Origin of the sequence: Microcoleus sp. D3_18a_C4, from assembly GCF_036702415.1 — a bacterium.
Taxonomy (GTDB): Bacteria; Cyanobacteriota; Cyanobacteriia; order Cyanobacteriales; family Microcoleaceae; genus Microcoleus.
Genome location: NZ_JAUBTI010000004.1, coordinates 73,382 through 94,029 on the forward strand (window position 1 = coordinate 73,382; position 20,648 = coordinate 94,029).

The 20,648-nt window shown below is 41.9% G+C and carries 28 protein-coding genes; 16 read left to right on the forward strand and 12 right to left on the reverse strand.

Annotation, left to right across the window (positions count from 1 at the left end; all coding sequences use genetic code 11):
• The first annotated feature begins 27 nt into the window (after positions 1-27).
• Together QUB16_RS03400 and QUB16_RS03405 are read left to right on the forward strand one after the other, a co-directional pair.
• Positions 28-378: a hypothetical protein gene (locus tag QUB16_RS03400; RefSeq protein ID WP_333314025.1), complete on the forward strand. Its 351-nt coding sequence runs from the start codon at positions 28-30 to the stop codon at positions 376-378.
• 66 nt (positions 379-444) lie between these two features.
• Positions 445-846 carry a DUF6753 family protein gene (locus QUB16_RS03405; protein ID WP_333314177.1) on the forward strand — a complete coding sequence of 134 codons (402 nt, stop codon included), beginning with the start codon at positions 445-447 and terminating at the stop codon, positions 844-846.
• Between the two features lie 143 nt (positions 847-989).
• Here the strand turns inward: QUB16_RS03405 and QUB16_RS03410 are convergent, their stop codons facing one another.
• Entirely contained in the window at positions 990-1,175 is a 186-nt protein-coding gene (locus QUB16_RS03410) for a hypothetical protein (RefSeq protein WP_333314027.1), read from the reverse strand.
• 182 nt (positions 1,176-1,357) lie between these two features.
• Between QUB16_RS03410 and QUB16_RS03415 the strand changes: the two genes are divergently transcribed.
• On the forward strand, positions 1,358-2,539 hold the full coding sequence (locus QUB16_RS03415; protein ID WP_333314029.1) for a helix-turn-helix transcriptional regulator: 1,182 nt from the start codon (positions 1,358-1,360) through the stop codon (positions 2,537-2,539).
• 6 nt (positions 2,540-2,545) lie between these two features.
• Here the strand turns inward: QUB16_RS03415 and QUB16_RS03420 are convergent, their stop codons facing one another.
• On the reverse strand, positions 2,546-3,748 hold the full coding sequence (locus QUB16_RS03420) for an IS4 family transposase (protein WP_333314030.1): 1,203 nt from the start codon (positions 3,746-3,748) through the stop codon (positions 2,546-2,548).
• 170 nt (positions 3,749-3,918) lie between these two features.
• Here QUB16_RS03420 and QUB16_RS03425 point away from each other — a divergent pair, with 170 nt between their 5' ends.
• From QUB16_RS03425 to QUB16_RS03450, 6 genes are all read left to right on the forward strand, one after another.
• Positions 3,919-5,034 carry a TauD/TfdA family dioxygenase gene (locus QUB16_RS03425; RefSeq protein WP_333314032.1) on the forward strand — a complete coding sequence of 372 codons (1,116 nt, stop codon included), beginning with the start codon at positions 3,919-3,921 and terminating at the stop codon, positions 5,032-5,034.
• Positions 5,031-5,888 carry a hypothetical protein gene (locus tag QUB16_RS03430; protein ID WP_333314033.1) on the forward strand — a complete coding sequence of 286 codons (858 nt, stop codon included), beginning with the start codon at positions 5,031-5,033 and terminating at the stop codon, positions 5,886-5,888. Before QUB16_RS03425 ends, QUB16_RS03430 begins: the two co-directional genes overlap by 4 nt.
• An 89-nt stretch (positions 5,889-5,977) precedes the next feature.
• On the forward strand, positions 5,978-7,531 hold the full coding sequence (locus QUB16_RS03435) for a hypothetical protein (RefSeq protein ID WP_333314035.1): 1,554 nt from the start codon (positions 5,978-5,980) through the stop codon (positions 7,529-7,531).
• 167 nt (positions 7,532-7,698) lie between these two features.
• Positions 7,699-7,905 (forward strand): hypothetical protein, encoded by a 207-nt coding sequence (locus tag QUB16_RS03440; protein ID WP_333314037.1) that lies wholly within the window; start codon positions 7,699-7,701, stop codon positions 7,903-7,905.
• 99 nt (positions 7,906-8,004) lie between these two features.
• The gene (locus QUB16_RS03445) at positions 8,005-8,163 is read left to right on the forward strand and encodes a DUF5049 domain-containing protein (protein ID WP_333314179.1); all 159 of its coding nucleotides are present in this window, start codon (positions 8,005-8,007) and stop codon (positions 8,161-8,163) included.
• 55 nt (positions 8,164-8,218) lie between these two features.
• Positions 8,219-8,560: an HNH endonuclease gene (locus QUB16_RS03450; RefSeq protein WP_333314038.1), complete on the forward strand. Its 342-nt coding sequence runs from the start codon at positions 8,219-8,221 to the stop codon at positions 8,558-8,560.
• A 471-nt stretch (positions 8,561-9,031) separates the two neighbouring features.
• On the opposite strand, the gene QUB16_RS03455 is transcribed toward QUB16_RS03450, so the two are convergent.
• The 4 genes from QUB16_RS03455 to QUB16_RS03470 form a co-directional block, all read right to left on the reverse strand.
• Complete coding sequence (locus tag QUB16_RS03455) at positions 9,032-9,244, reverse strand: hypothetical protein (protein WP_333314039.1); 213 nt, start codon at positions 9,242-9,244, stop codon at positions 9,032-9,034.
• A 34-nt stretch (positions 9,245-9,278) separates the two neighbouring features.
• Positions 9,279-9,506 (reverse strand): hypothetical protein, encoded by a 228-nt coding sequence (locus tag QUB16_RS03460; RefSeq protein WP_333314040.1) that lies wholly within the window; start codon positions 9,504-9,506, stop codon positions 9,279-9,281.
• Between the two features lie 40 nt (positions 9,507-9,546).
• Positions 9,547-10,113: a hypothetical protein gene (locus QUB16_RS03465; protein WP_333314042.1), complete on the reverse strand. Its 567-nt coding sequence runs from the start codon at positions 10,111-10,113 to the stop codon at positions 9,547-9,549.
• A 160-nt stretch (positions 10,114-10,273) separates the two neighbouring features.
• Positions 10,274-10,558 (reverse strand): hypothetical protein, encoded by a 285-nt coding sequence (locus tag QUB16_RS03470; protein WP_333193927.1) that lies wholly within the window; start codon positions 10,556-10,558, stop codon positions 10,274-10,276.
• A 257-nt stretch (positions 10,559-10,815) separates the two neighbouring features.
• On the opposite strand from QUB16_RS03470, the gene QUB16_RS03475 reads away from it, so the two are divergent.
• From QUB16_RS03475 to QUB16_RS03490, 4 genes are all read left to right on the forward strand, one after another.
• Positions 10,816-10,968 (forward strand): hypothetical protein, encoded by a 153-nt coding sequence (locus QUB16_RS03475; RefSeq protein WP_333314044.1) that lies wholly within the window; start codon positions 10,816-10,818, stop codon positions 10,966-10,968.
• A 176-nt stretch (positions 10,969-11,144) separates the two neighbouring features.
• Complete coding sequence (locus QUB16_RS03480) at positions 11,145-11,423, forward strand: hypothetical protein (RefSeq protein ID WP_333314045.1); 279 nt, start codon at positions 11,145-11,147, stop codon at positions 11,421-11,423.
• 316 nt (positions 11,424-11,739) lie between these two features.
• Positions 11,740-12,483: a Panacea domain-containing protein gene (locus QUB16_RS03485; RefSeq protein WP_333314047.1), complete on the forward strand. Its 744-nt coding sequence runs from the start codon at positions 11,740-11,742 to the stop codon at positions 12,481-12,483.
• The gene (locus QUB16_RS03490; RefSeq protein WP_333314049.1) at positions 12,477-12,902 is read left to right on the forward strand and encodes a hypothetical protein; all 426 of its coding nucleotides are present in this window, start codon (positions 12,477-12,479) and stop codon (positions 12,900-12,902) included. Before QUB16_RS03485 ends, QUB16_RS03490 begins: the two co-directional genes overlap by 7 nt.
• A gap of 383 nt (positions 12,903-13,285) precedes the next feature.
• Here the strand turns inward: QUB16_RS03490 and QUB16_RS03495 are convergent, their stop codons facing one another.
• Positions 13,286-14,167, reverse strand: coding sequence for a DUF6602 domain-containing protein (locus QUB16_RS03495; protein ID WP_333314051.1), 882 nt, complete (start codon positions 14,165-14,167; stop codon positions 13,286-13,288).
• A 475-nt stretch (positions 14,168-14,642) separates the two neighbouring features.
• Complete coding sequence (locus QUB16_RS03500) at positions 14,643-15,533, reverse strand: hypothetical protein (RefSeq protein WP_333314052.1); 891 nt, start codon at positions 15,531-15,533, stop codon at positions 14,643-14,645.
• Between the two features lie 347 nt (positions 15,534-15,880).
• Between QUB16_RS03500 and QUB16_RS03505 the strand changes: the two genes are divergently transcribed.
• The 3 genes from QUB16_RS03505 to QUB16_RS03515 all read left to right on the forward strand — a co-directional run bounded on the left by QUB16_RS03505 (position 15,881) and on the right by QUB16_RS03515 (position 17,505).
• Entirely contained in the window at positions 15,881-16,435 is a 555-nt protein-coding gene (locus tag QUB16_RS03505; protein ID WP_333314053.1) for a hypothetical protein, read from the forward strand.
• A gap of 47 nt (positions 16,436-16,482) precedes the next feature.
• Entirely contained in the window at positions 16,483-16,878 is a 396-nt protein-coding gene (locus QUB16_RS03510) for a hypothetical protein (RefSeq protein ID WP_333314055.1), read from the forward strand.
• A 417-nt stretch (positions 16,879-17,295) separates the two neighbouring features.
• Positions 17,296-17,505 (forward strand): hypothetical protein, encoded by a 210-nt coding sequence (locus tag QUB16_RS03515; protein ID WP_333314056.1) that lies wholly within the window; start codon positions 17,296-17,298, stop codon positions 17,503-17,505.
• 117 nt (positions 17,506-17,622) lie between these two features.
• Here QUB16_RS03515 and QUB16_RS03520 read toward each other — a convergent pair whose 3' ends face one another.
• From QUB16_RS03520 to QUB16_RS03535, 4 genes are all read right to left on the reverse strand, one after another.
• Positions 17,623-18,186: a thermonuclease family protein gene (locus QUB16_RS03520; RefSeq protein ID WP_333314057.1), complete on the reverse strand. Its 564-nt coding sequence runs from the start codon at positions 18,184-18,186 to the stop codon at positions 17,623-17,625.
• Positions 18,187-18,304: 118 nt separating this feature from the next.
• On the reverse strand, positions 18,305-19,573 hold the full coding sequence (locus QUB16_RS03525) for a transposase (RefSeq protein ID WP_333139868.1): 1,269 nt from the start codon (positions 19,571-19,573) through the stop codon (positions 18,305-18,307).
• A complete protein-coding gene (locus QUB16_RS03530) occupies positions 19,564-20,163 on the reverse strand; it encodes an IS607 family transposase (protein ID WP_333139870.1) in 600 nt (199 codons plus the stop codon). Before QUB16_RS03530 ends, QUB16_RS03525 begins: the two co-directional genes overlap by 10 nt.
• A 62-nt stretch (positions 20,164-20,225) precedes the next feature.
• The gene (locus tag QUB16_RS03535) at positions 20,226-20,540 is read right to left on the reverse strand and encodes a hypothetical protein (protein WP_333314059.1); all 315 of its coding nucleotides are present in this window, start codon (positions 20,538-20,540) and stop codon (positions 20,226-20,228) included.
• Positions 20,541-20,648 lie beyond the last annotated feature (108 nt).

Genomic DNA, 20,648 nt, shown 5'->3' on the forward strand with positions numbered 1-20,648 from the left:
AACCAAACCAAAACCCACAGACCCGCTATGCCCAAACTCCCCGAATGCGATCGCTGTCTCCTCTACGCCCGCAACCCGCACCTCGTCTGTGCTGTGCATCCCACAGGCCCTAACACCAATACTTGCATTGACTTTCGAGAAGACCCTAATGCTGAACCGGAGGAATTGTGGGAACCCGAAGGGGCAAGCTACTACAACGGCGAACTTATCCTGCAACCACAGCAGCGGTGGACACCAGAGCAGCAGTTAGAACTCTTGGATACCCACCCACTGTTTACCAGTCGGTGTCCTCGATGCGAGTTCCCGTTCCCCAAGTACGAAACGCCCCCGGTGCATTGGGATTGTTCGGAGTGCGGATGGATGGACGATTCGGTGTGAGGCTAGCAAGGATTGGGCGATCGTTAGTTTTATTGGCTACGGTGCAATGAAAAGTTAGTCGGGGAAATTGCTTTTGCTGTCAGTTCTGTGGTTCGTCAGACAGAATTGATGAGGGCAGCCACTTCTGCGCGTTTTTTGGTAGTGGTGGCGGGTATTCTGTTGACGACGTTGTATGTTGGTGCTTTGATGGAATGGATGGGTTTACTTTGGTTGCAAAGAGGGTTTGCGCCGGGGAAAGCGGTTCATTTTACTCATGAGCAGGCGGAGGCTTTGGAGTGGGCGACTAGCGCTGAGGGAAAGTTTGCTCGGAATTTGATGAAGTGGAATTCGGATAGTCTGACTAATTTAGAATGTAAAAAGGATGTCAAGCGTTTGGGGGTGACTCTGGAAGTTGCGGGAAAACCAGCTACAGAAGGGTTCTGCACAATTTGGGTAGAATCTGTGGAGGAGCGTAGATTTAGGAATTAAATGTTTAGTGATGTGCTAGGCTGCTGGATGCAAGTCAAAAAGCCATGCGGCTACATATATCAAGAATGGGGGCACGTTAGTTTTTGGAGAAAGCTAGACTTGCCCCCATCAGGAATCAATCAAGGTTCAAAGGAAGTAGGGTTCTACTTTTTATTCTTGTTCTGAGCCTCAATGTATGCCTTATCACGACGACCTTCCTGATAACCTTCGCGACGTTCTTTGGGAGAACCACTTGGGTTGACGGTAACATCGTTAAAAGCATCACCCCAGTTTGACGGAGATTCACCTTTCAATCCGCGCTTGTAACCTTCTGTCCGTGGATCACTCATTTTGTTAACCTCATTTTCATGTACATATAGGAAGGATAGGATGTGAGTTTGAAGTTGAAAGATGCTTCAACCTCACACTTCTTTTATAATCCATCTGTCGTAATAGTGAAAGTTGCAAATTTGCAAGTGGTTGCATACAAAGGGTTGCACAAATGCAAATGTAAAAATCCAGGAGTCTGAAAATGACCAAAAAGTCAGGAGAAGCATTTACGAAGGTTCTTGACAAGAAGGGATATAGCCGCAAGAAATTAGCGAAAGAATCAGGAGTTGATCTAAGTCTCATAAGCAGGGCTGCTAGTGGTCATACGACTCAACCCACTCTAGAAAACTTACGTAAATTAGCTCAATGTCTTGGAATGACTACAGATGAGCTATCAAGAGTATTCACTGACCCTGATTCTTATTTAAAAGAAAATGCTCCAGAGCAGCAGATTAGTGACCTTAAAGCGGAGATTAAGCCCTTTGAGGAAGAGTATGGGCAGATTCTAACGGAACAAGCAGTGTCGTCTGAAATTGTAGATTCAGAAGCTATCGTAGTTTCTGAACAACAAAAACTTGATAGTTACAGCCGTTCTTTAAGATCTGTCGCCCTCAAAATTGAGAATCACCTAGATATTTTTGGAAGTTATGATATTGATGCTTTAACTGAAGGTGTATTTGATCCTGCTGAAAAGGGAAAATTGGTTCTGATTAGAAACTCATTAGCTGTTTCAAGATTACTAAATAATATAACAGTCGTATTTGCTGATACAGAGTCTCTAGCGCATGAAACTGGTATTATTTGCTCAATCGCTTATTCCAAGGCTGAGCATAAGATGTGGAGCGGTTCAATTTCAGAAAAAAGCAAACGTAATCGTGCTCATGCTAGGAAGAATCCACATACATTGCTCCTATTTAAGGCTGAGAATGAGCAGGTTTCTCATGGAGATCGAGAGTTAGCTTTGGAGTGGCTTGGATATACTCATGTATTACCTGTGAATTTGGAGACCTGGAACAAATATCTTGATGGTGAAATTGGAGACGAGGGTTTTCCTTCAGACTATGTTGCTTCTCAAGAGGATGAAGCGTATGGTTTAATTGTCTTTTCAATAGCTTTATATAGAGACTGGTTTTCCAAAGAAAAATATGGTTTCAACAAATCATTAAATGATATACAAAGACTCGCTAAAGTTACAGCCTATCATTTGATTCGCCTAATAGAAATTCAATTTAAAGAAGGGCAAGAAATCCCTATTTTGGCTCAAACGGACTCTAGATACATTTCTAAATTCCTTGAAAGAAATGGTTTTATCAAACATTCAAAGAAATCTGCCGATACATGTCCAATATACTGGACTACTTTGTGTGTAGAACAATTTGGTTGAATCTATTTATAAACTTATCGATGTTGATGCTGACCTGTGTTGTAACTGGGGGGGTGACAAAAAGATATATAAAGTAGAGCCAATAAGGGTTGCAGCCCGTACACCCTGTTGGTAAAAACGACGTTTATTTCGGGTTAACTTCATTAACTCTTGTATAGATTCAGAATGCCGATCGAGATAATTTATCCACTGCTCTCCATCTTTACCCTGGCCAAATATACTCCTTCTCCGGTATTTTTTGCTCGGTTCTTTACGGCGGGATATATATTTTTGTACCTGCTTTTTCTGATGTATAGTGCCTTGACATATCGCCGATAGGTACGCGATCGCCATTAAAAGAATTATGGTAACGAGTCGGTCGCCCCTCAAGCCAGTCCCTTCTAGATCGTAGCCACCACTTTTGCAATCTCGAAACATTTCTTCAATTCCCATCCGCTGTTTATAGGCGGCGATCGCCACAGGTAATGAGCCTAAATCTGTGAGAATAAACCAGGCGTCTTTTACTTTCATGCCTCGATATTCGCGTTTCCATTTACAGGCAATATCAAATCCTGCGATTGGTTGGGTTTTTCTGACCCTTACTCCTTGAAAGTACAAAGCAGTTGCTGGTACTACTCCCAATTGGTCTAAACGTTGCCAAATTAAATTTTCTGTTTCCAGACAGTGATTCTTTTTGAGCCTCAAGCAAAAAGATACACCCATTGTCCTTAGCCAGTTTCCCAAGTCTACCGAACAAAACTCTCGATCGCCCAAAACGATAACTTTATATTCTTTAAACAACGGCAATACTTGTTGTAGGGCGTTGGTTTGTTCTTGTAAATTACTGCTTCCTAATTTGGGTAACAAACACCAGTATAATGGAATAGCTCTTTTCTGCCAAATTAGGGCGATCGTAAACAGATTGATACAGCCCCATTGGCTGCGGTCGATCGCAATTGATAGAGTTTGTCCTACTCTGCAATAAGTCGCCAACCAATAAGCGATTAAAGGGAACCAAATCAGTGTGATCGTTAATTGAGGCAAATCAAGAAATCTTTGTAGTTTGTGACGGCGACTTTCGGCTGTAATCGGATAGGGAAACACCCGCACGAGCCTCTCTAACCTCACTTGTTTTTCCGATTGTATCAAGTCAAGCAAGATGCTGAGTAGAATAAACTGAGCGTGCGTCAGTTGTTTTTGTAAATGGGTCTGATAAAATGTTGGTAGCATTTTTTTTGAGATCTGCTCAGCGGGTAACAACACAAGCTGCCTATCTTTTTTTACCACAGAGTCGATCGATCTTTACCCGATCTGGGTTTGGGGTTCTTTGTCACCCCCCCAGGTGTTGTAATCCTTAAGATAAGGTGGTAAAGTTAATTTGGAGTTAATACATAAAATACATGGAACCAATACAAAGCCAAACTTTTGTGACTGTTTGTGGTAAACGCTTTCATTACATTTGGTTGAGAGACAACTGCCCCTGCGCTGAATGCCAAGATTCTAATCGATTTCAAAGAATACATGCCCTGGATAACGTCACCTTACTCGTACAGCCCTTATCTATAGAAGAAAAGGATGGATATTTAAAGATTATTTGGAATGAAGAACCTATTCATCAAAGTAATTTTTCAGTATCATGGCTACTAACCCATAGTTATGATCCCCAACCAGAGTGTATAAACAATCATACTATCCTATGGGACAAGGCTTATTTAGACCAGAATCCTCCTAAGCAATACGATGTAACTACAGACAATTCTAAGGAATGGATGAATGAGCTGTTCAAGCTAGGGTTTATACACTTGAAAAGCCAAAACTTTTCAGATTTCAAGAAGTTTCTGCTATCTATTGGGCCAATATATCGCACGGAAGATCGTGAAATTGCAGATGTCAAGCCAAAAGAAATTTCTAGAGATATATCCGCTTCAATTCAAGGCTATGCTTTACCACCCCATGTTGATGGTAGTTATCGATATGATGGACGTTTAGTACAGTTTATTTACTGTGTGGAGAATAACGCTTGGGGCGGTGAAAGCATAGTAGTTGATGGTTTCCGGGTCGCTGAAGACTTTCGTGAAAATAATCCAAATTATTTTGATATTCTGTCAAGCACTCCTGTAAATTTTCAACAATTTGATCGAATATCTGAATATTTTTTCTTGCATACAGCCCCTTTAATTGAGTTGGACAAAAATGGAAAGATTATAAATATTTGTTTTTCTCATAAAACTCTCAACGTTTCCCTTCCGTTTGAAAAGATGGAAAGTTTTTATGAAGCTTATATAAATTTCTTTGATTACCTTAAGAAACCAGTTTATCAACATAGATTTCGCCTACAATCAGGAGACTGTTATATGGTAGAGAATTTTCGAGTATTACATGGACGAAAAAAGTTTGATGCAACAATAGGAGAAAGGCATTTAAAAGTTGGCTATATGAATTGGCATTTTTTTCATGGAAAGCACCTTTTTTATAAAGCTAAATCTCTTTATTCAAATGGAGTGATTGACGAATGAGAAAAAATATTAGATTTGTAGGTTCTTCTAATAGATCGCCAGAAATTTATTACGATTTAGCAGCATTATCTTCGGAAGACTTTGCTTTTCTATCTCCTATTAATTTACCTGATTGGTGCTTAAAAACGGCTAAATGGCTTTCCAAGAGTAGCCGTATTGGTGAGATTGGCGTAGGTAAAGGTAAGCTAGCCTGCTTAACAATTCAATGCGCTAGCAACGATTTGTACTTTGCTTTAATAGATATATCTTCTAATATGCTAGACGTTACAGAAAAAAATATTGGGCATTTAAAGAAATCGTTTGTTACAACGAGATCCTTCAAACTCGATATTAGTACAAAAACAGAAATCAATTTTTTAGATGACAAATTAGATAAATTAATAGCAGTCAATGTATTACAAGACGTAGAGATAAATCAATCTTTAACAAATATGAGAGCTCTTTTGAACAAAGGAAGTGAAATTCGACTGACTTTTATTTCTAAAGAAACTCAAGATGATTTTCTTAAGGATGATCCTAATTATGATTCTTCGGAGGGAATAATTTATGCTTCCTCATCTTTTCATAAGGAGAAACAAATAACTCCTCTCGGGTTCTTTAAAGATAAAGAAGGAGGTGAGGAACCCTTCTATAGAATTAACCGTTGTTATAAACATGATGATATTTGCAATCTCCTTGAAAAAAATAGCTTTGAACTAAAAACTATAGAACCTATCATTTATCCTACGCACTATTTGTGGCAACGCTGGAAATCTCGCTATTACTCGATTAGTTTAACAGAAAGACAATTCAAACTAATTGAAGATTGGGGAGGTTATCCCGATGGATGGGATGTTATTGCTACAGCAATTTGAAGTTTTGGATTCAACCTAAGTAGATTACCTGTATGAGTGGTTGTCTTGCAAATAATGGTCAAATAAACACAAATAATGGAGGTACAAAAATGAAAAAATTAGCTCCTCTCAAAGGAAGTTATCCTTATACTCAGTCAGTATTAAGAATTTCAAGTAATGAATTTGAAACCTTAAAACAGGCACAATTTTTATTCAATAAGTTGTATAGCCTTGCTGTTCAAGATATTGATTTTATTTCTAAGGCTTTACAGCCTGTTGCAGCTCGGTGTGGCTTTGTTGCTTCAGAACTGGAAGTTTACCGATCGGTTGAACTACAAGAAGGTAAACCCAGAGCAGTTTTTAACAATAATGTCTTTTTACAGCAGGCAAGAAACATTCAAGCATTAGACACCTATAAGTGCCCGTGGATTATGACTGTAGCAAATTATTTATCGGAAGAATCTGCACTGCAAGATCATTTTCAAATTAATCTTACAGAAAAAATTAGGGAACATATTGGGCTTGGATTGAAAACTCATCTAAAAGAAGAGCCTGCTATTTTGGATGAAAATGATATCAGTCAAATTTTGCCAGCTCCAATGCGGGAAAATAATAGCTATATTGCATATCTCGCTAAATTGCAAAATCCAGATTCACCCAAAATTCATTATTTAACCAGGACAACTTATGAAAAAGTGACAAAGGCTATTGAAATTCAGCATTTTTGTTTGAGTATGTGGCTTGACCACCATGTAAAAGTTGACGTTATTTTCTGGGACGATTTGGAGAAAGCGTCTATTGAGTATCGCAATAGAGATATCTATGGTCGAGGAGACCTTTTTTTAGAAAATGGAGATAAGGTATCTCTTATATTTGCTCGCACGGAGCTATTTGGTCACCTCACTGGAAGCTTCATGCCTCATAATAAAGAGCTATGGCCTGAAGAGGTGAGGCATCAATTAAAAATAATGGATATTTATAAGAATATACAAAGAGAATCTAAAGCAGTTTTTGTTCCAACTTCAGGAGAAAGGCTCGTCCGATCAAGATCTGTAGAAATTTATTTAAAGCGGAATTTACATCGCTTTTTAAACGATAAAGAAACTCAATACTTGAGTCAATTCTTCTCTAAACACTGGGAAATTGGTCTAAAGTTTCCTCCTCTTTATCCTGAAAGTAAATCGGACGAGGCGCACTCATCTCCAATGTATTATGGACTCGTTGCGAACTCAGAAGAAAACTCATTTATAGTTAAAAATCTTTTGCGTGGGTACTATCGGCGTAAGCAAGCAATTTTAGATGTAAGAGATGGGAGAAATATTGGTAGATCGAGAATTGAGACTAAGGCTGAGTTATTAGATGTTATCTCATCTACTGATGATAATTGGCGTGATTTATTTATAATGTTTCCTAAAATTATCCCACCAAAGAGATCTGCTAGTATTGTATCTCTCTCTGGAGAAGCTCATAATATCACGCTAGAAGCTCACGGCGGTACTGTTTCTGAAATAGCACTTTTTGGTGCTTATGTACAAGATTCCGATGGTAACAACATTTGTAATTCTGTAACCGGTATTGGTGCGAGAACACGGCCTGTGAACTTATCAAATCCTGTTGCAGAGGAAGTTTTATATGGTGCGATTGGTACAATAACTGTATTTTAAGGCACCTGTACATGAAGCTATTTTGGGAACGTAAGGATTGGAGAACTGAGAGTATACTATGATGTAGAAGAAGACCCCGAACAGGTCATCTATATTTTGTCAGTAGGAGTAAAAGAAGGCAACTTGGTTCGGATTGGCGTTCGGATTGGCATAAAGGTAATTAGCCCATGACTATAATTCATAACATTCTCCGACGAACTAAGCAACTTTTTTCCAGCCTGTTTCAATCTTGGCGTATTGATGAAGAAACAGAGAAAATCAGTCGAAATCCTAAGTTTCTATCTATTATCGAGCAAGCCCACGCTCAAAAAGGCAAGGGTATATCGAGTGAGGAAATGCGAAGTTGGGTAGAAACTGAGTTGTCTGAAGATTGAGCGCCTATGAATCATTTTATGTAACGGAATATCTGACTTGCTTTACTGGTACGCCAGGACGCGATCGCCTCTGTTACGATAGTTAACATCCTGGAAGGCATTGATGCAGTTCGAGAAGCACAAACAACCAATATGTTCCATGCAAACACGGTGCGGCTTCAAGCCGTAGCTTTGGGATATCTAGAAACCGCCCAATGGATTGAAGCAAACTTGGAAACCTATTGCAGCGGCGTTTTTAGGGGATTCGCAGCTCTATAAAATAGATTGAACGGTGACAGGAAAAGCGATCGCCATATTGGTAGAGAAATGAGCTATGCCTAAACCCAAGAGGTATCCCGACAATTGGCAAGAGATTGCGCTCTCGGTGAAAGAAAACGCGGGGTGGCGTTGTGCTAAGTGCCATCAACAATGCCTCCGACCCGGTAAACAAAGTGGCTTAACCAAATCTGAACGGTGTGCTTTAACTTTGGCGGTTCACCATCGCAATCGAATACCGGAGGACAACCGCCCTGAAAACTTAATCGCTCTTTGTACTGCGTGTCACCTTTCTTATCACAACCGCGGGCAATCCAACGTATCGCCAGGACAATTATCCTTGTTCCCCGATGATGGTATTGACTGGGATATTATGGAGTGCTCTCTGGAATCGCTATGAAACAATGTATCCGATCCGAATCCGCTGGCATCCGTTTACTTAGTTCACAGGTAGCTTTACAGTTTTCCAGCGCAAGCGTGTTCGCCGTTGAAGAGGAAATTTCGTATTTTGGTTTAAGTATCTTCCCGTGCAGTAACTTCATCAGTCTGCCATGATTCTAGGAGCCTTTTATTGGCTAGTTCCCACAGTTTTTGAGAGTCTTCCGATTCCTGATTCGGAGCCAAGTCAGTTGCTTAAGATGTTCCAATGTTTACGGGAGTTTCTGTTTGGCATGGCTGTTTCAAAATCTCTCATTTCCACGGGCTTAAGTCAGGCACGATAACCAGAAAATCATCCAATTGGCCGCTAATCCAAGCATCGCGTTTGCGGAGCAGAATCAAGAATTTCCCAAAGGATCTCGCCTACCATCCACAAAAAACAAAACTCGCCCAGCAGCGGCTGTGGCTGGGCTGTTTCGCGAATGGCAGACCACTACTCTAGGTGCTGGTCAACTAAAGCAATGAGTTTAGCGATCGCTTTCTGTTCTTCTAGAAGTAGTTCTTTGAGCTGGCGCATCTGTTCTTGATTTGGGGGTCTATGTACCAAGTCATCAACGAAGTCTAGCAAAGGGGACTTTCTAAAAGGTCGGGTCAAGGAAGCTTCATCTCGCAAGCGCTTGGTTCGCTCCAGCTTGGAACGTTGCAATCGGTTTTTAGCCTGACGGCGTGCGATAAGTCCGTCAAGTCTTTGACATACGTTGCCAGTCCTCTTCATCTCCATACATCTGTTTTACTTGTTGTTTTAACTCGGTTATCTGCTCGGTCAGATTTGCCACCTGATCTTCAATAACGTCTGTTTTATCCTCCTGAATTTCCAGAGAAATTTCCAAAGATTCGACATATTCCGTTAACTTTTGTATTGGATCGGGTCGGGGCGTGTCACCGTTAGGCCCGTTACCGTTGGTCATAGTCATTCCTCACTGGTGTCATGGAAGAAACTGGCGAGCGCTATCGATCGTCCCTCCCATCACCCGGTGTGGGTGCGCTTGATGCGTTGGAATCGCTTGCTATTCGCCAGCACAGTGCGCTTGCTAGTTGGTTTTGTTCAACGCGGCAAAGAACTCGTACTGTCGGGAACCAAGCCTGCAAGTGGGATAAGTCGCTGTTGACGCTACACGAATACGCTTGAAACGGGTCGCTCTCCAAACAAACGAAGGTTCGTAAAGTGTAGAGTTCATCTAACTTCAACCCGTCCAATCTGTTGATTAAGGATTCGAGGGAATATTTTCGGGGCGTTGTGTGTCCAGCAATCGCTTGTTCCCCCAGTTCCCACCAACTCATCATGTTGGCCCGTTCGGTGGAACACAAAATCTCGTGTTTCCGAACGCAGATGTAAACTGGCTGTCCGTCTTCCTCTAGCAAATTATCTTGGTCATCCAATAGGCGACCGGTGACTGTTTCAGGGCGAACGTTGGTCACTTCCATGCGTCCCATTGTGGTGGTGACACGGGGATTGGGTATTTCTATAAAGCTTGGTCGGGCGGGTTGCGATGGCTGCCCGTAATCTGCGAACATAAGGCTGCTCCTTGGTAGCTGGTGTTATCAGCGAATGGGAGAAGTCCTGGGAAAAGTGTTTGCACCACTGCACCAGGGCGTCATTCCCACACTAAAACCTGCGTTAGGGTCGGTCAAGGAGTTTACCGTATAATATCTGGTATTAGTTTCCGGTGAATTACTAATGGGATTGTTTGAGGCGCTCGGCAATGATGTTGGAGAGTTCGGGATTGTTGCCCGCTGCGTCCAGGATAGAACGAAGAGAATTGGCATAAGCGAGGGTTCGTTCGTACTGTTCGGGCATTTTCTCGAAATCAATGCCGCTTCCCCATTTACTCGAAATAGTCTCTGTTTGCACGGCTAGGATGCGGCTCAACAAGCGAACACATTCCGCTCTATAGCCCCTAGTAGCTTCCATCTGGGCATCGGCATTGAACCACAGCCTACAAAACTCGCGTGCTTTCACAGGTTTTACAAATTTATCGATAGAACGTCTTTTTATTACCAACATAATTGTCCCTAGCTCACCTTATATCTTATGGTAAACTAGGGAGAAAGAATCGTTTGGATTTACACGATAATATCATGTAACGAATGGTTAAAACTCCACAGCGGTTTGTGAACAAAGCTCAGGCTTAGCAAAACCACGGTGTTGGTACAACATAGGAAGCCCGCGACAACAATCAGCAAGCGTTCGAGTAAAGGTCAAACACGGGAAAAAATATGACCGAATCAGTTAGAGCCGTCCGAGCCTCGGTGCAAATAGGTTCTCTCACAGTCGATGGGTTCATGCTGCCAGATGGCAGTTATCGGATGAGCCAAACACAGGCGGCTGAGTGTATTGGGGATGACCCAGTTTACGTCAGAAACTTTTGAAGTTGAACCCATAGGACAAGTCAGGGGACAAACTCGCATTGGGGGACGGCCCTTAAGGAGGTTTCGCGACCAGGGGGAAACATCACCCACTCATTCCGATTCACTTTCGGCGCTTATCCCCCAGAACTCTTACCGGACAGGAATTTAAGCCAACATCCCAACCCCCTACCAACTCCGTGCGAACCCTTTACACCCCGCATTTATCCGATGAATCCACTCTATCGGGCGAACCAACCGCCAGTCGAGCTGCCGCCGATGAGGAGTTGGTTCAAAGGCTATCGAAGCGGATACTCCAAGTGATCGCGAACAACAACCCCGCAGCAGCCAATGATGTCTATTGCCAAGTGCATGAATTGGGAGTCAAGGAAGCGGTTAAAGCAGTGCTGACAGACATTGAAAATGAGGATTTCCGACTATTGGTCAAACTTTGGAAGAAAAGCAAAAGTCAGCTTTAACCTAACCCCAAGATGCCTGTCTGAGTTTGGTGTATACTCGCAATATTGGTTTTCCCCGCCTAGCCTTAGCAGTTTTAAGCCCTGGGCTCAGTTTATGAGATTATGCTGACCTCGCTTTCGCAGTTTCAAGTCCAGGGCTGGGAGATACAGCTTTCCTGGATCAGCTTCGCTTGGAAGGACAGACATTCTGACATCAGGTTCATAGCCTCGATTGTTTGTGATCGGAGATTGGATCGGAGCTAAACCCGAAAAATAATTTTTATTTTGGGATTTGAGGTAAAAAAAGCGCTCGCCTCAGACTGCAACCCGAGGGGGTGTGGATTCAACTGAAGGCGGAAAGATGAAAAACAGATACAAAAAGTTAGTACAATTTTCGTACAAAAAACTAAAAACTATACTTAGAATATTACCTAAGAGGAATCGGGGCGAACCCCCTGCTATGGAGTTAAACGACATCATATTTAAGTTTCAGCCAGAGAAAACCGTACAAGTAGCCGCCATGTTTTTAAAACTACATGGTGGGAGCATGAATTATCTGGGACTACTAAAACTAATATATATGGCTGATCGCCTAGCGTTAGAGAGGATAAACCGACCTTTAACTGGAGATAATTATGTCTCAATGAAATATGGCCCTGTACTTAGCAGAGTCTACGATTTTATCAAAGGAAACGCAAGCTTTAACAATGAGGGAGATGCCTTAGAGATATGGAAAAAATACATATCAAACCAAGAAAGACGTTTTGAAGTTGTAGAAAAGAGATATAAAGTGACTCTTCTAGAAGATCCAGGAAATGAAGAATTATCTGAAGAAGAGGAAGAAATAATAGAAAAAGTTTACAACGAATGTGGAAATTACGACAGATTTGACTTAGCTAACATGACTCATGATTTTCCTGAATGGCAAGATCCTAACAAATTAAATCCAAGTCGAAAGGTTGCCGACATAGAGAATATAAAAATACTTGAAGCAATAGGGAAAGATAAGGAAGAAATCACTAAAATAAAAGAAATATGTGAAAGAAAAAAATATTTAGATGAGTTATCAATGAAATGGTAGAAATACAAATAGGTAATAGCTTTATAGTACCAACACCGCCAAGAAGCCGCCATTTGTATATTATAATTGCTCCAATCCCAGAGAAGCAGAAAGAACAGTGGCTAATGGTAAATTTAACAACCTCACATAAAATAGACCCAAATCAAGATTGTATAATATCTCCTGCCCCTGATTTGCCTAATTTTATTCGACGATGTTCAACAATTGAATACAGAGAAGCACGAGCCTCCAGAAAAAATACAATTATAGAAGCGGTTAACAATGGTGAGTGGATTGAAGGAGGTATGATACCCGAAAAATATATATATGAAATTCAAAGAGTAGGAGCATCTTCTAAGCAATTAATACAAAAATATAGAAATATTCTAAAAAACATAATAAACGATATAGAAGAAAAAGAAAAATTACTAAAAGCTTAAAGCTAATAAGTTACATAGATAAAAATAAATTTTGCAAAAGCCAGCACATCAAATCTTCTCGCAGTTTGACATCGTGGAGAGCTATTTTGGGAAAGGAAAGCTAATTCGCAAGGACGATTCAGCCACTATACCGTAACAGCCAGATATCCCCGCCTAGCACAAGGTTTTGGAGTGAGTAGGAAAATTTGGGTTATCCCCGCCTAAACCCCTAGCGGGATTTTTTCGATGGGCTGTTAAGTCTTTGTCGAAGTGAAAAAGATTTAGAAGACCGTCGGAAAAATAGCCGCCTGCCCGTCCGGCTGAGAACACTTAAAAGAGTGTGTCACGCGCTTGACAGTATGCAGCACAAGGAACTGTAATCGATATTCGTTACGGTCGTGAGATCAGACTTCCTGCCGAATTTCAAAACGACGCGCTTGGCAAGACGGTAGTGCGCCCTTGAGAGATGTCATATAACGGTCAAGTGCTTCAAGCGAGACAGTGCGAGCTTCACGAATATGTTGTCGTATCTCATTGACTAAGTACGCAAAGCATCGATCCTGAGCTGGCACAAATGAGAAACTATCAGAGGTGAGTAATGAAAACTGTAGGCTCATGTTGTTGCACTGCATACCCTGAATGAATCCGTCATTCAGAGATATTATGATATTAGGCATACATTCGTGTCCGTGAAGGCGTTGATATTCCACGAGGTTGTCCAAAATTGCATCTGAACTATGGGTAAATGAATCACAGAGAATAAAGCTATAAATCTGATCCCTAAAATTCAAATTTTGGTTGAATTCATTGCTAGGTATTGCGGCAAAGGGAACTGCCATCCCGAAATTTCTAAAGGAGGCAAGAGATCCAAACCCTTGATCAGTCTTGTGAACATACCTGCGAAGCAACTTAGCTGACCTAATATTATCTAATGCCTCAAATAAAACCTTTTTATTAACTGAACTCTTTACTTCACCATTTGCAATAACCCCCTCAATGGGAAAATAGGTAGCATCCGGAGTGCCATTAATTGAATAGACAGGGCAAAAGTCACGCTCGAACATAACAATATCTTGTTGTTTGCTCTGCCCCCCATAGCTATCCATTAGCAAACCGCTTCCTATAGATACATAAGTCGGTAATAATTTCACAAGTTGCACACGTGCTGGATGTTCGCGTGCGCTACCAATCAGTCCGGGCGTACCAGCCTCGCTTGCTTCTGCAAACTCCATTACAAGCCTTTTTCCAATGCGATTAACGAACTGTGCTGCATCAAAACCTGACATATATTTCCCTTACTTTGCTAAGCTTGCGCGACTACTAATTGCTCAATATTGTAATCCTGTATTTCATAACCGAAACCTCTTCAAAAGCATCAATCAATGAGCTATTTTGAGCAATTATAACCCATAGTTTATTTTTAAACTAACTCTCTGGGTAGCATTTCCAATTCATAGATAGAGAAATTGGAGTTTCCCCGTCTAAACCTCTAGCGGGATTTTTGTCAGGGGTCGCAAGATTTTGCTTAAAAGCTGAAGAAGTATTTCCGGGTCCTGCAAAAATAGTCGCCACCCTCGTATGTTTTACACTTGTCTAGTAGATGTATTACACTTGTCTAGTAGATGTCTTACATTCATAACCTGACGTACCGGCGCGGCTTCCAAGTCCTAGGCTGAAAAATAAGTGTCTGACCTAGTACACTCACCGAGCGCGAAACAGTTCCTATAGACCCCATTTGGGATCTATACATTTTCTTTCGGCTTACTCGCCTACATTTCCATCAATATTTTTAAATTCCCATAGGTAGTCAAAAAATTTACGCACAACTCTGTCTTCTTTACCTAGCAGCCGTACCCAAGATTTTGATAATGTGCTGTACTTAAAAACATCAAAAACGTCAAAATCTAAGGTTTCAGTACCATCCTTATAGCTGCCTTTCACACCGATATATATGCGAGAAAGACAATTAATAGGTACAGGATGCAGTGAAAAATCGATTGATTTGCCAGTTTCGTAAGTGAGAAAAGTATTATCGGGAAAGGGATGATCAAACTCACTCAATACTCTGACCTTACTGCCATTGTCAGCCGATTCTAAAAACTCATCCTCCTGCTTCTCTATTACCGCAACCTCAAGTTTGACGCTGTAAGCATTCGCGTTTTTTCCTGAACAATACGGAATACTGAAATCTAGTTTATCTTTCTCTACTTCAACTACTGAGATCCCTCGACGGCAAATCTCAATGATTGGTCGCTCATTGGACTGATCTGCCTCTTTAGGAATCAATGAAAAAATTGATTTGTTGAGATTACATCGAACCCACTCTTCATGCTGCAACTTCCAATTTCTTAGAACTTCCGTTGGAAAATCAACACCATTGTTTTTGTCGATCATGTCGGCACAAGAAGAGCACAGAAAAATTGCGTTCTCGATTGCTCGCCGCTGTTCCACACTAAGTGACTCATCATATCGGGGTCCGCCAACTGCTGCTGCAGTTATGTGGGCTGCTTTGCCGATATACATAGACTTGTCTGAGATGGTATCTGATCGGCAAATGGTAAGAGCTTTGCATTCGGGTCGAGAACAGATGTATGAAGCTCGTTTCGCCAGTGTGTCGATGGTTTTTGAGTCAAAATTGTCCCTTTTTTTCATTGGCGCTAACTCATTGTACCTTCAACCTATAAGTATATAACCAATTAATATCTCAAAAAGCGAGGATAATTTGCCCCGAAAGCCAGATTTTTGAGGCTGATCTGGTTATAAGATGCTTGATGCACTAACTGGGAAATGGAAGTTTCCCGCCTACACCCTAGCGGGATTTTTTCGACGGGCTGCTAAGTTTTTGCTGAAATGAAAAAGCTGGTTTCAGACAGTCGGAAAAATAGCCGCCACCCTCCTTAACTCTTGGCAACAGCAAAAAGCAGTGTGTCACGCGCTTGACACTGTTAAGCATGACTGTCATGGTAAATGAAACGCTTGACACAAGAGATTCATTTGTTATGCCAAACCCCAAAGGACACGAAGACTCAATCAAAAATTCCCGCTTTAAAGCTGCTTGGCAGAGCGGCCCGACTCGCACCATTCGAGTTCCGATCACCCTAGCTGACTCTACTCTCGACTATGCCCGACAGCTTGACCGAGGTACTGAACCGCGTGACACAAGTAATAATGTCAGTTCTGAAGTAGAAGTAAAGACAGGGAAATGCCCTGACACAAGCGGTTCGATTGATGAAGAAAACATATTAAATGATGAGGTTGAATCACTCAGGCAAGAATTAGAAACACTAAGGGCTGAGAATCGACGGTGGGAAAAAGCTTTTAAGGGGTTCGAGGAAGAAAAATACGAGCTTGAATGGGAAGTGGGAGTAGTGCGATCACTACTTGGCTCAGCGACTTGTTCACCGACGCCACCAGTGGCTGAATTTAAGTTACTAGAACCCCCAGAGGTACTTAACTTACTCAAAGGTAAGCGCAAGAAAACAAAAGCTGATTTACGCGATATTGAAGTTGTCTGGCAGATACTTGAGGAGTTAACCCCTGACAAGGGAAATTAGGAATTACGCCCCCTTAAAAAGAGGCTTTACTGGGATTGAACCAAAATATGCACCAATCGGAACCCCGCCCTTATGACGCTGTACTCGGCGGATCGGGGAAGCAAACACCCTGCTATGAATACCTTCTCCCAAGTGATTTTGATGCAGAAAGATTGTCCCAGTTAGTTTTAGCCAAGCGCGGCAAACGTGGGTACAGGGACACAGCAAAAGAAATAGGTATCCGTATCGTCGCTATTTGTCAGGCTGAAAACGCTTACATTAAGACAGCTTGGGTGGCAAAAATCCACTTTGAGGATTTTTTAGCTTTATGTAAGTGGTTGGGTATTTCTCCTGCTGAGTTGGTTCTCACCCCTACTCTGCAAAAAATTCTTGCCACTCGCGGCGGTTCTGGGCCTGGCCCCTACGATGCTGTGATGGGAGGCTATCAACGACACAAAACTTAGCACCCCAGTTGGGAATCGCTGTTAACTTCGCACGGATTAGAATTCGAGCCAAAAAAGAAAGCACGTCTGACACAGCAGCGTCTGGTAATAGTACCAAGATTACCCCCATCAAATTCTTTGAGTGGGTGGATTTGTCGCAACTGCTTGCCGTCGCACTTGCATCGGCGGGACTCATCCTACTTCTGTTTGCGATAATCCAGGTTGACGCTGGCTCCCGGCAACTGCCACACTTCCCGCTTAGTTTTAGGCTCCGGCTCGTAGCTTTAAGCATTTCTTCAAGGAGGCTCAAAGCCAGCGATTTTCCTGTTTCAAAAGCTCAAAGGATTGTGTTTTTCTAATGTGCGTAAGGATACGTCGGACAAGTTAAAATATATCCAGTGTAATGGTGAACCAATTAAATTAAAAAGCTATTAGCTCATGGAAGACAATAAGATTTCCCAATTCATTCAAGCACTTAAATTCTTTGAGCTAGAGTTAGAAGAAATAACGGGACAACCTGGTTTTGAAGAGAGAAGTGGCAAAGTGATTGCCATAAGGAAAAAAGGCGATACATCGCGAATACTGTGCACTTATTCCAGCTATGACGAACTATTGGATTGGGCAAAACAACAATTCAGCAAGTCCTAATTAACGTTTTTGCTGAGAATAATTTCACAGTCGTTTATCACCCTTGGGAAGTTGCCACACTTCCTGCTATTTCGATCGCTTTCGACAGCCTTGGTGTATACCCAACATTGGCGTACATCAGCTCTTATCTTGCTTGCGATAATCCCAAGGTCTTTCACCACCATTAGGAAACCCCCACACTCCCCGCTGTTGCGCTCGCCCCATCTCCTCTGCGATATCGAACGCCTCACGGTTGTGACAATTGGCGCTGTACTGTTTGTAGTGATACGCCATACCCGCTTTGAGCATTTCCTCTTGCACCGATTGTTCGCCTGATGGTGACTCTAGCAATACTTCAGCTACACTGCGGCCGTACTTGTCTCGATCCATCTCAATAACTATGACTTGACCTTTTGCTTGGGCAACTAGGGAACGCAGGTAATTCCGAGACTCGATTCCCAGGGGTTGCTTGGCTTCTGGCGCATCGATGCCGCACAATCGAATCTTTTGTTCCTGATTATCGCACCGCACCCGAAAAGTATCGCCGTCATAGATTGAACCTTCAACCACCTGACACCGACGCGATTCTGTTTGGCTGGGAGGCTTGGCTAGTTTTGGTTTATCGTTGTTGGGTTGGTGGAAGTGGAACCAAACCAAAGCTGCGATGGCTAACAGGGGTAGGGCGTTGAAGAATTTCTGCATTTATTTATTGATTACCCAACGCTCTTTCTATTGCCAAATGTGCCAATTGTCGGTCAATCCAATTCTGGCAATCTTTAAAGGATTTGGCATCTTTAATCAATAGCTGGCAAAAGTATAGTCATTTATAGACATGGGAGGCTTCAAGTCCCTCCCCCTTCACTTTTACTTTGAGCGGATTAACCCGCCTCGGCTGAACTACGCAGCTCCCTATCCCATTGCTGAACGCATTTGGGATTGCTTTTCTGAGGATATTGTACGAACCGTTAACATCAGAATTGATTAATTGACCAATTGATGTTTGGTACAAACCTCGTTTAATTCGCTTGCCCGTGAAAACGGGGTCTTTATCAGTTTTTCCGTAAACTGGGATTGGGTCTAAACCCAGGAAGTTCGCTCGCGAGGTGTAGGACTCTTCTTGTACAATTACTTCGATTCCAACCAGTCGAGCTTTGTATTCTAACATTTCAATTAATCGAGAGTGAGGAATACTAACAAAGTTTTGGTTGGTTTGCTTCCCGAGAGCAATTTCAGTTTTCCACTGTGCATTCTTGCCAATTACTAGCGTCCCAATTTGTTTTGTATTTAAAATCGCAACAATCAGGCGACTGGCATGATGCAAGTAATTATCAACTTTTTGATGGCGACAACGAGTTAAGCGCTGAATCCGGGGTGAAGCTTTGCGGTTTCCCTTTAACTGGGATTGTAATCGTGAAGAGCGTTTGTTATAGAACTGGTTAATTGATTTCAATGGTCGCCCGTTAATCAACAAAGGGATAAATCCTGGTTGATTTGAAGTTAACACCACTAAATTATCCAGTCCTAAATCAATACTAGCTATATAATTAGCGTTGCTGATGGTGGACTCCGGTTCATCATAAATTACCTCAATTACATAGGAATCACATTTGGGAACCAACCTAACTTGACAAATCTGGTTGGGATTGAGTTGGGTTTTAATTGAAAGTTCAGTGCCGGAAAGCTTGATAATTCCTTTCTTCAACTGTTTGCTGCTAATCGCTTGAATCGTGTAAACGAGAAGGTTTCGCCCTTTGACTTTATCTTTGTACTTTGGCAATTTTGGGCTACCCGTGAATTTTGAAGAGTCAGCTTTGTAAGCTTTAACGGCTTCAAAAAACGATTTCCAATTCTTGTCTAGCACCATTAAGATTTGCTGACTTACTTTAGCAGGCAAAGCCTTATAGGCTTCGTGAGATTTCATCAATCGATTCATTTCGTTGTAATTGACATAGCCCCATCCATAAATAAAGTTCTGACGAATGACGTAATTGGCGGCATTGTAGAGGTTTTTGGATTTAAAGGCTAGTTCGTCAATTTGGGCGAAACGGTGTTCCGTTGATTTAATGATGTGTCTCTCTGTTAACTGCATTCAGAGCCTCCATCTTTTACGAGCGCGATTATTTTTTCCGTCTTTCTGCTAGCGCGACGTTGCCCATAAAGTCGTGCAGCAAAACTTGTGACTATCGCTACTAAGTCTTGCATTAACTCATCTTTTCCGTTCTCGGCAAGATTAACTATTTCTAGTTTGACTCCTGCCCGAAGAAGCAATACGCCTAAATAATTCGTACCAAATCGAGCTAATCGGTCTTTATGCTCCACTAGCAAAATGTCGTAGCCATCTTGTTGTAGCAGTGCTTCTAACTGCTTTCTGCGGTCATTCAATCCGCTGCCGATTTCTTTTACATTCCTAATAATTTGATAGCCATTGGCAATGGCGTACTCGGTCAACCGCTCTGATTGGCGGTTGAGATTTTCTTTGTTTTCGGAGGAAGAGACTCTGCTATAAATAGCGACTCGATTCTTCTTGACTTCGGTGGATGGTGCTTGTGGCACGTAGTCAACGATGATTAAACCGCTTTCTGTCTGTCGTGCCGGATGTGGTAGTTTATTCGCTTTCCACCACCGCCACGCAGTTGTGTAACTTATGCCTATTGCTTTGGCGTAGTCAGGTAGTTTCATTTTGACCTCCTGACTATATATTACCATCCTTGCTTACTACTGCTTATAAGCTTAATGAAGTTTTACAATACCACTAGAGCTTTGTTGACAACATCTGGCTTGATTTTGAACTTTAAGCTGTCTGCGAGTACCGCTGCTAGTTCGGTTACTGTCATCCCAAATTCTGTCAGAGGAGAAGTTACACCAATAAGTTGCTTTGCAGTCTCTGCTATCCCTCGCAATTCTGGGTACATCGATGCCAGCGAGTTGAATTTGAACTGGGCGATGGCAGAGGCACTCAGTCCGGTCTCTTGTAGCCAAGCAGTCAAATGGTCAATTGTCTCTATGGCAGCAGCAATTTTTTCGGGAGTAGGTATCTTTGCTCTTGAGTTTTCCATATCGCAATATTAGACAACAGGGGAGGTACTTAGCAAGACTTCAAAAAAATTTAAGCCGAAATAAAGCACAAACTCGTTCGGATTTGATATTAAACCACAAAAAGTTAA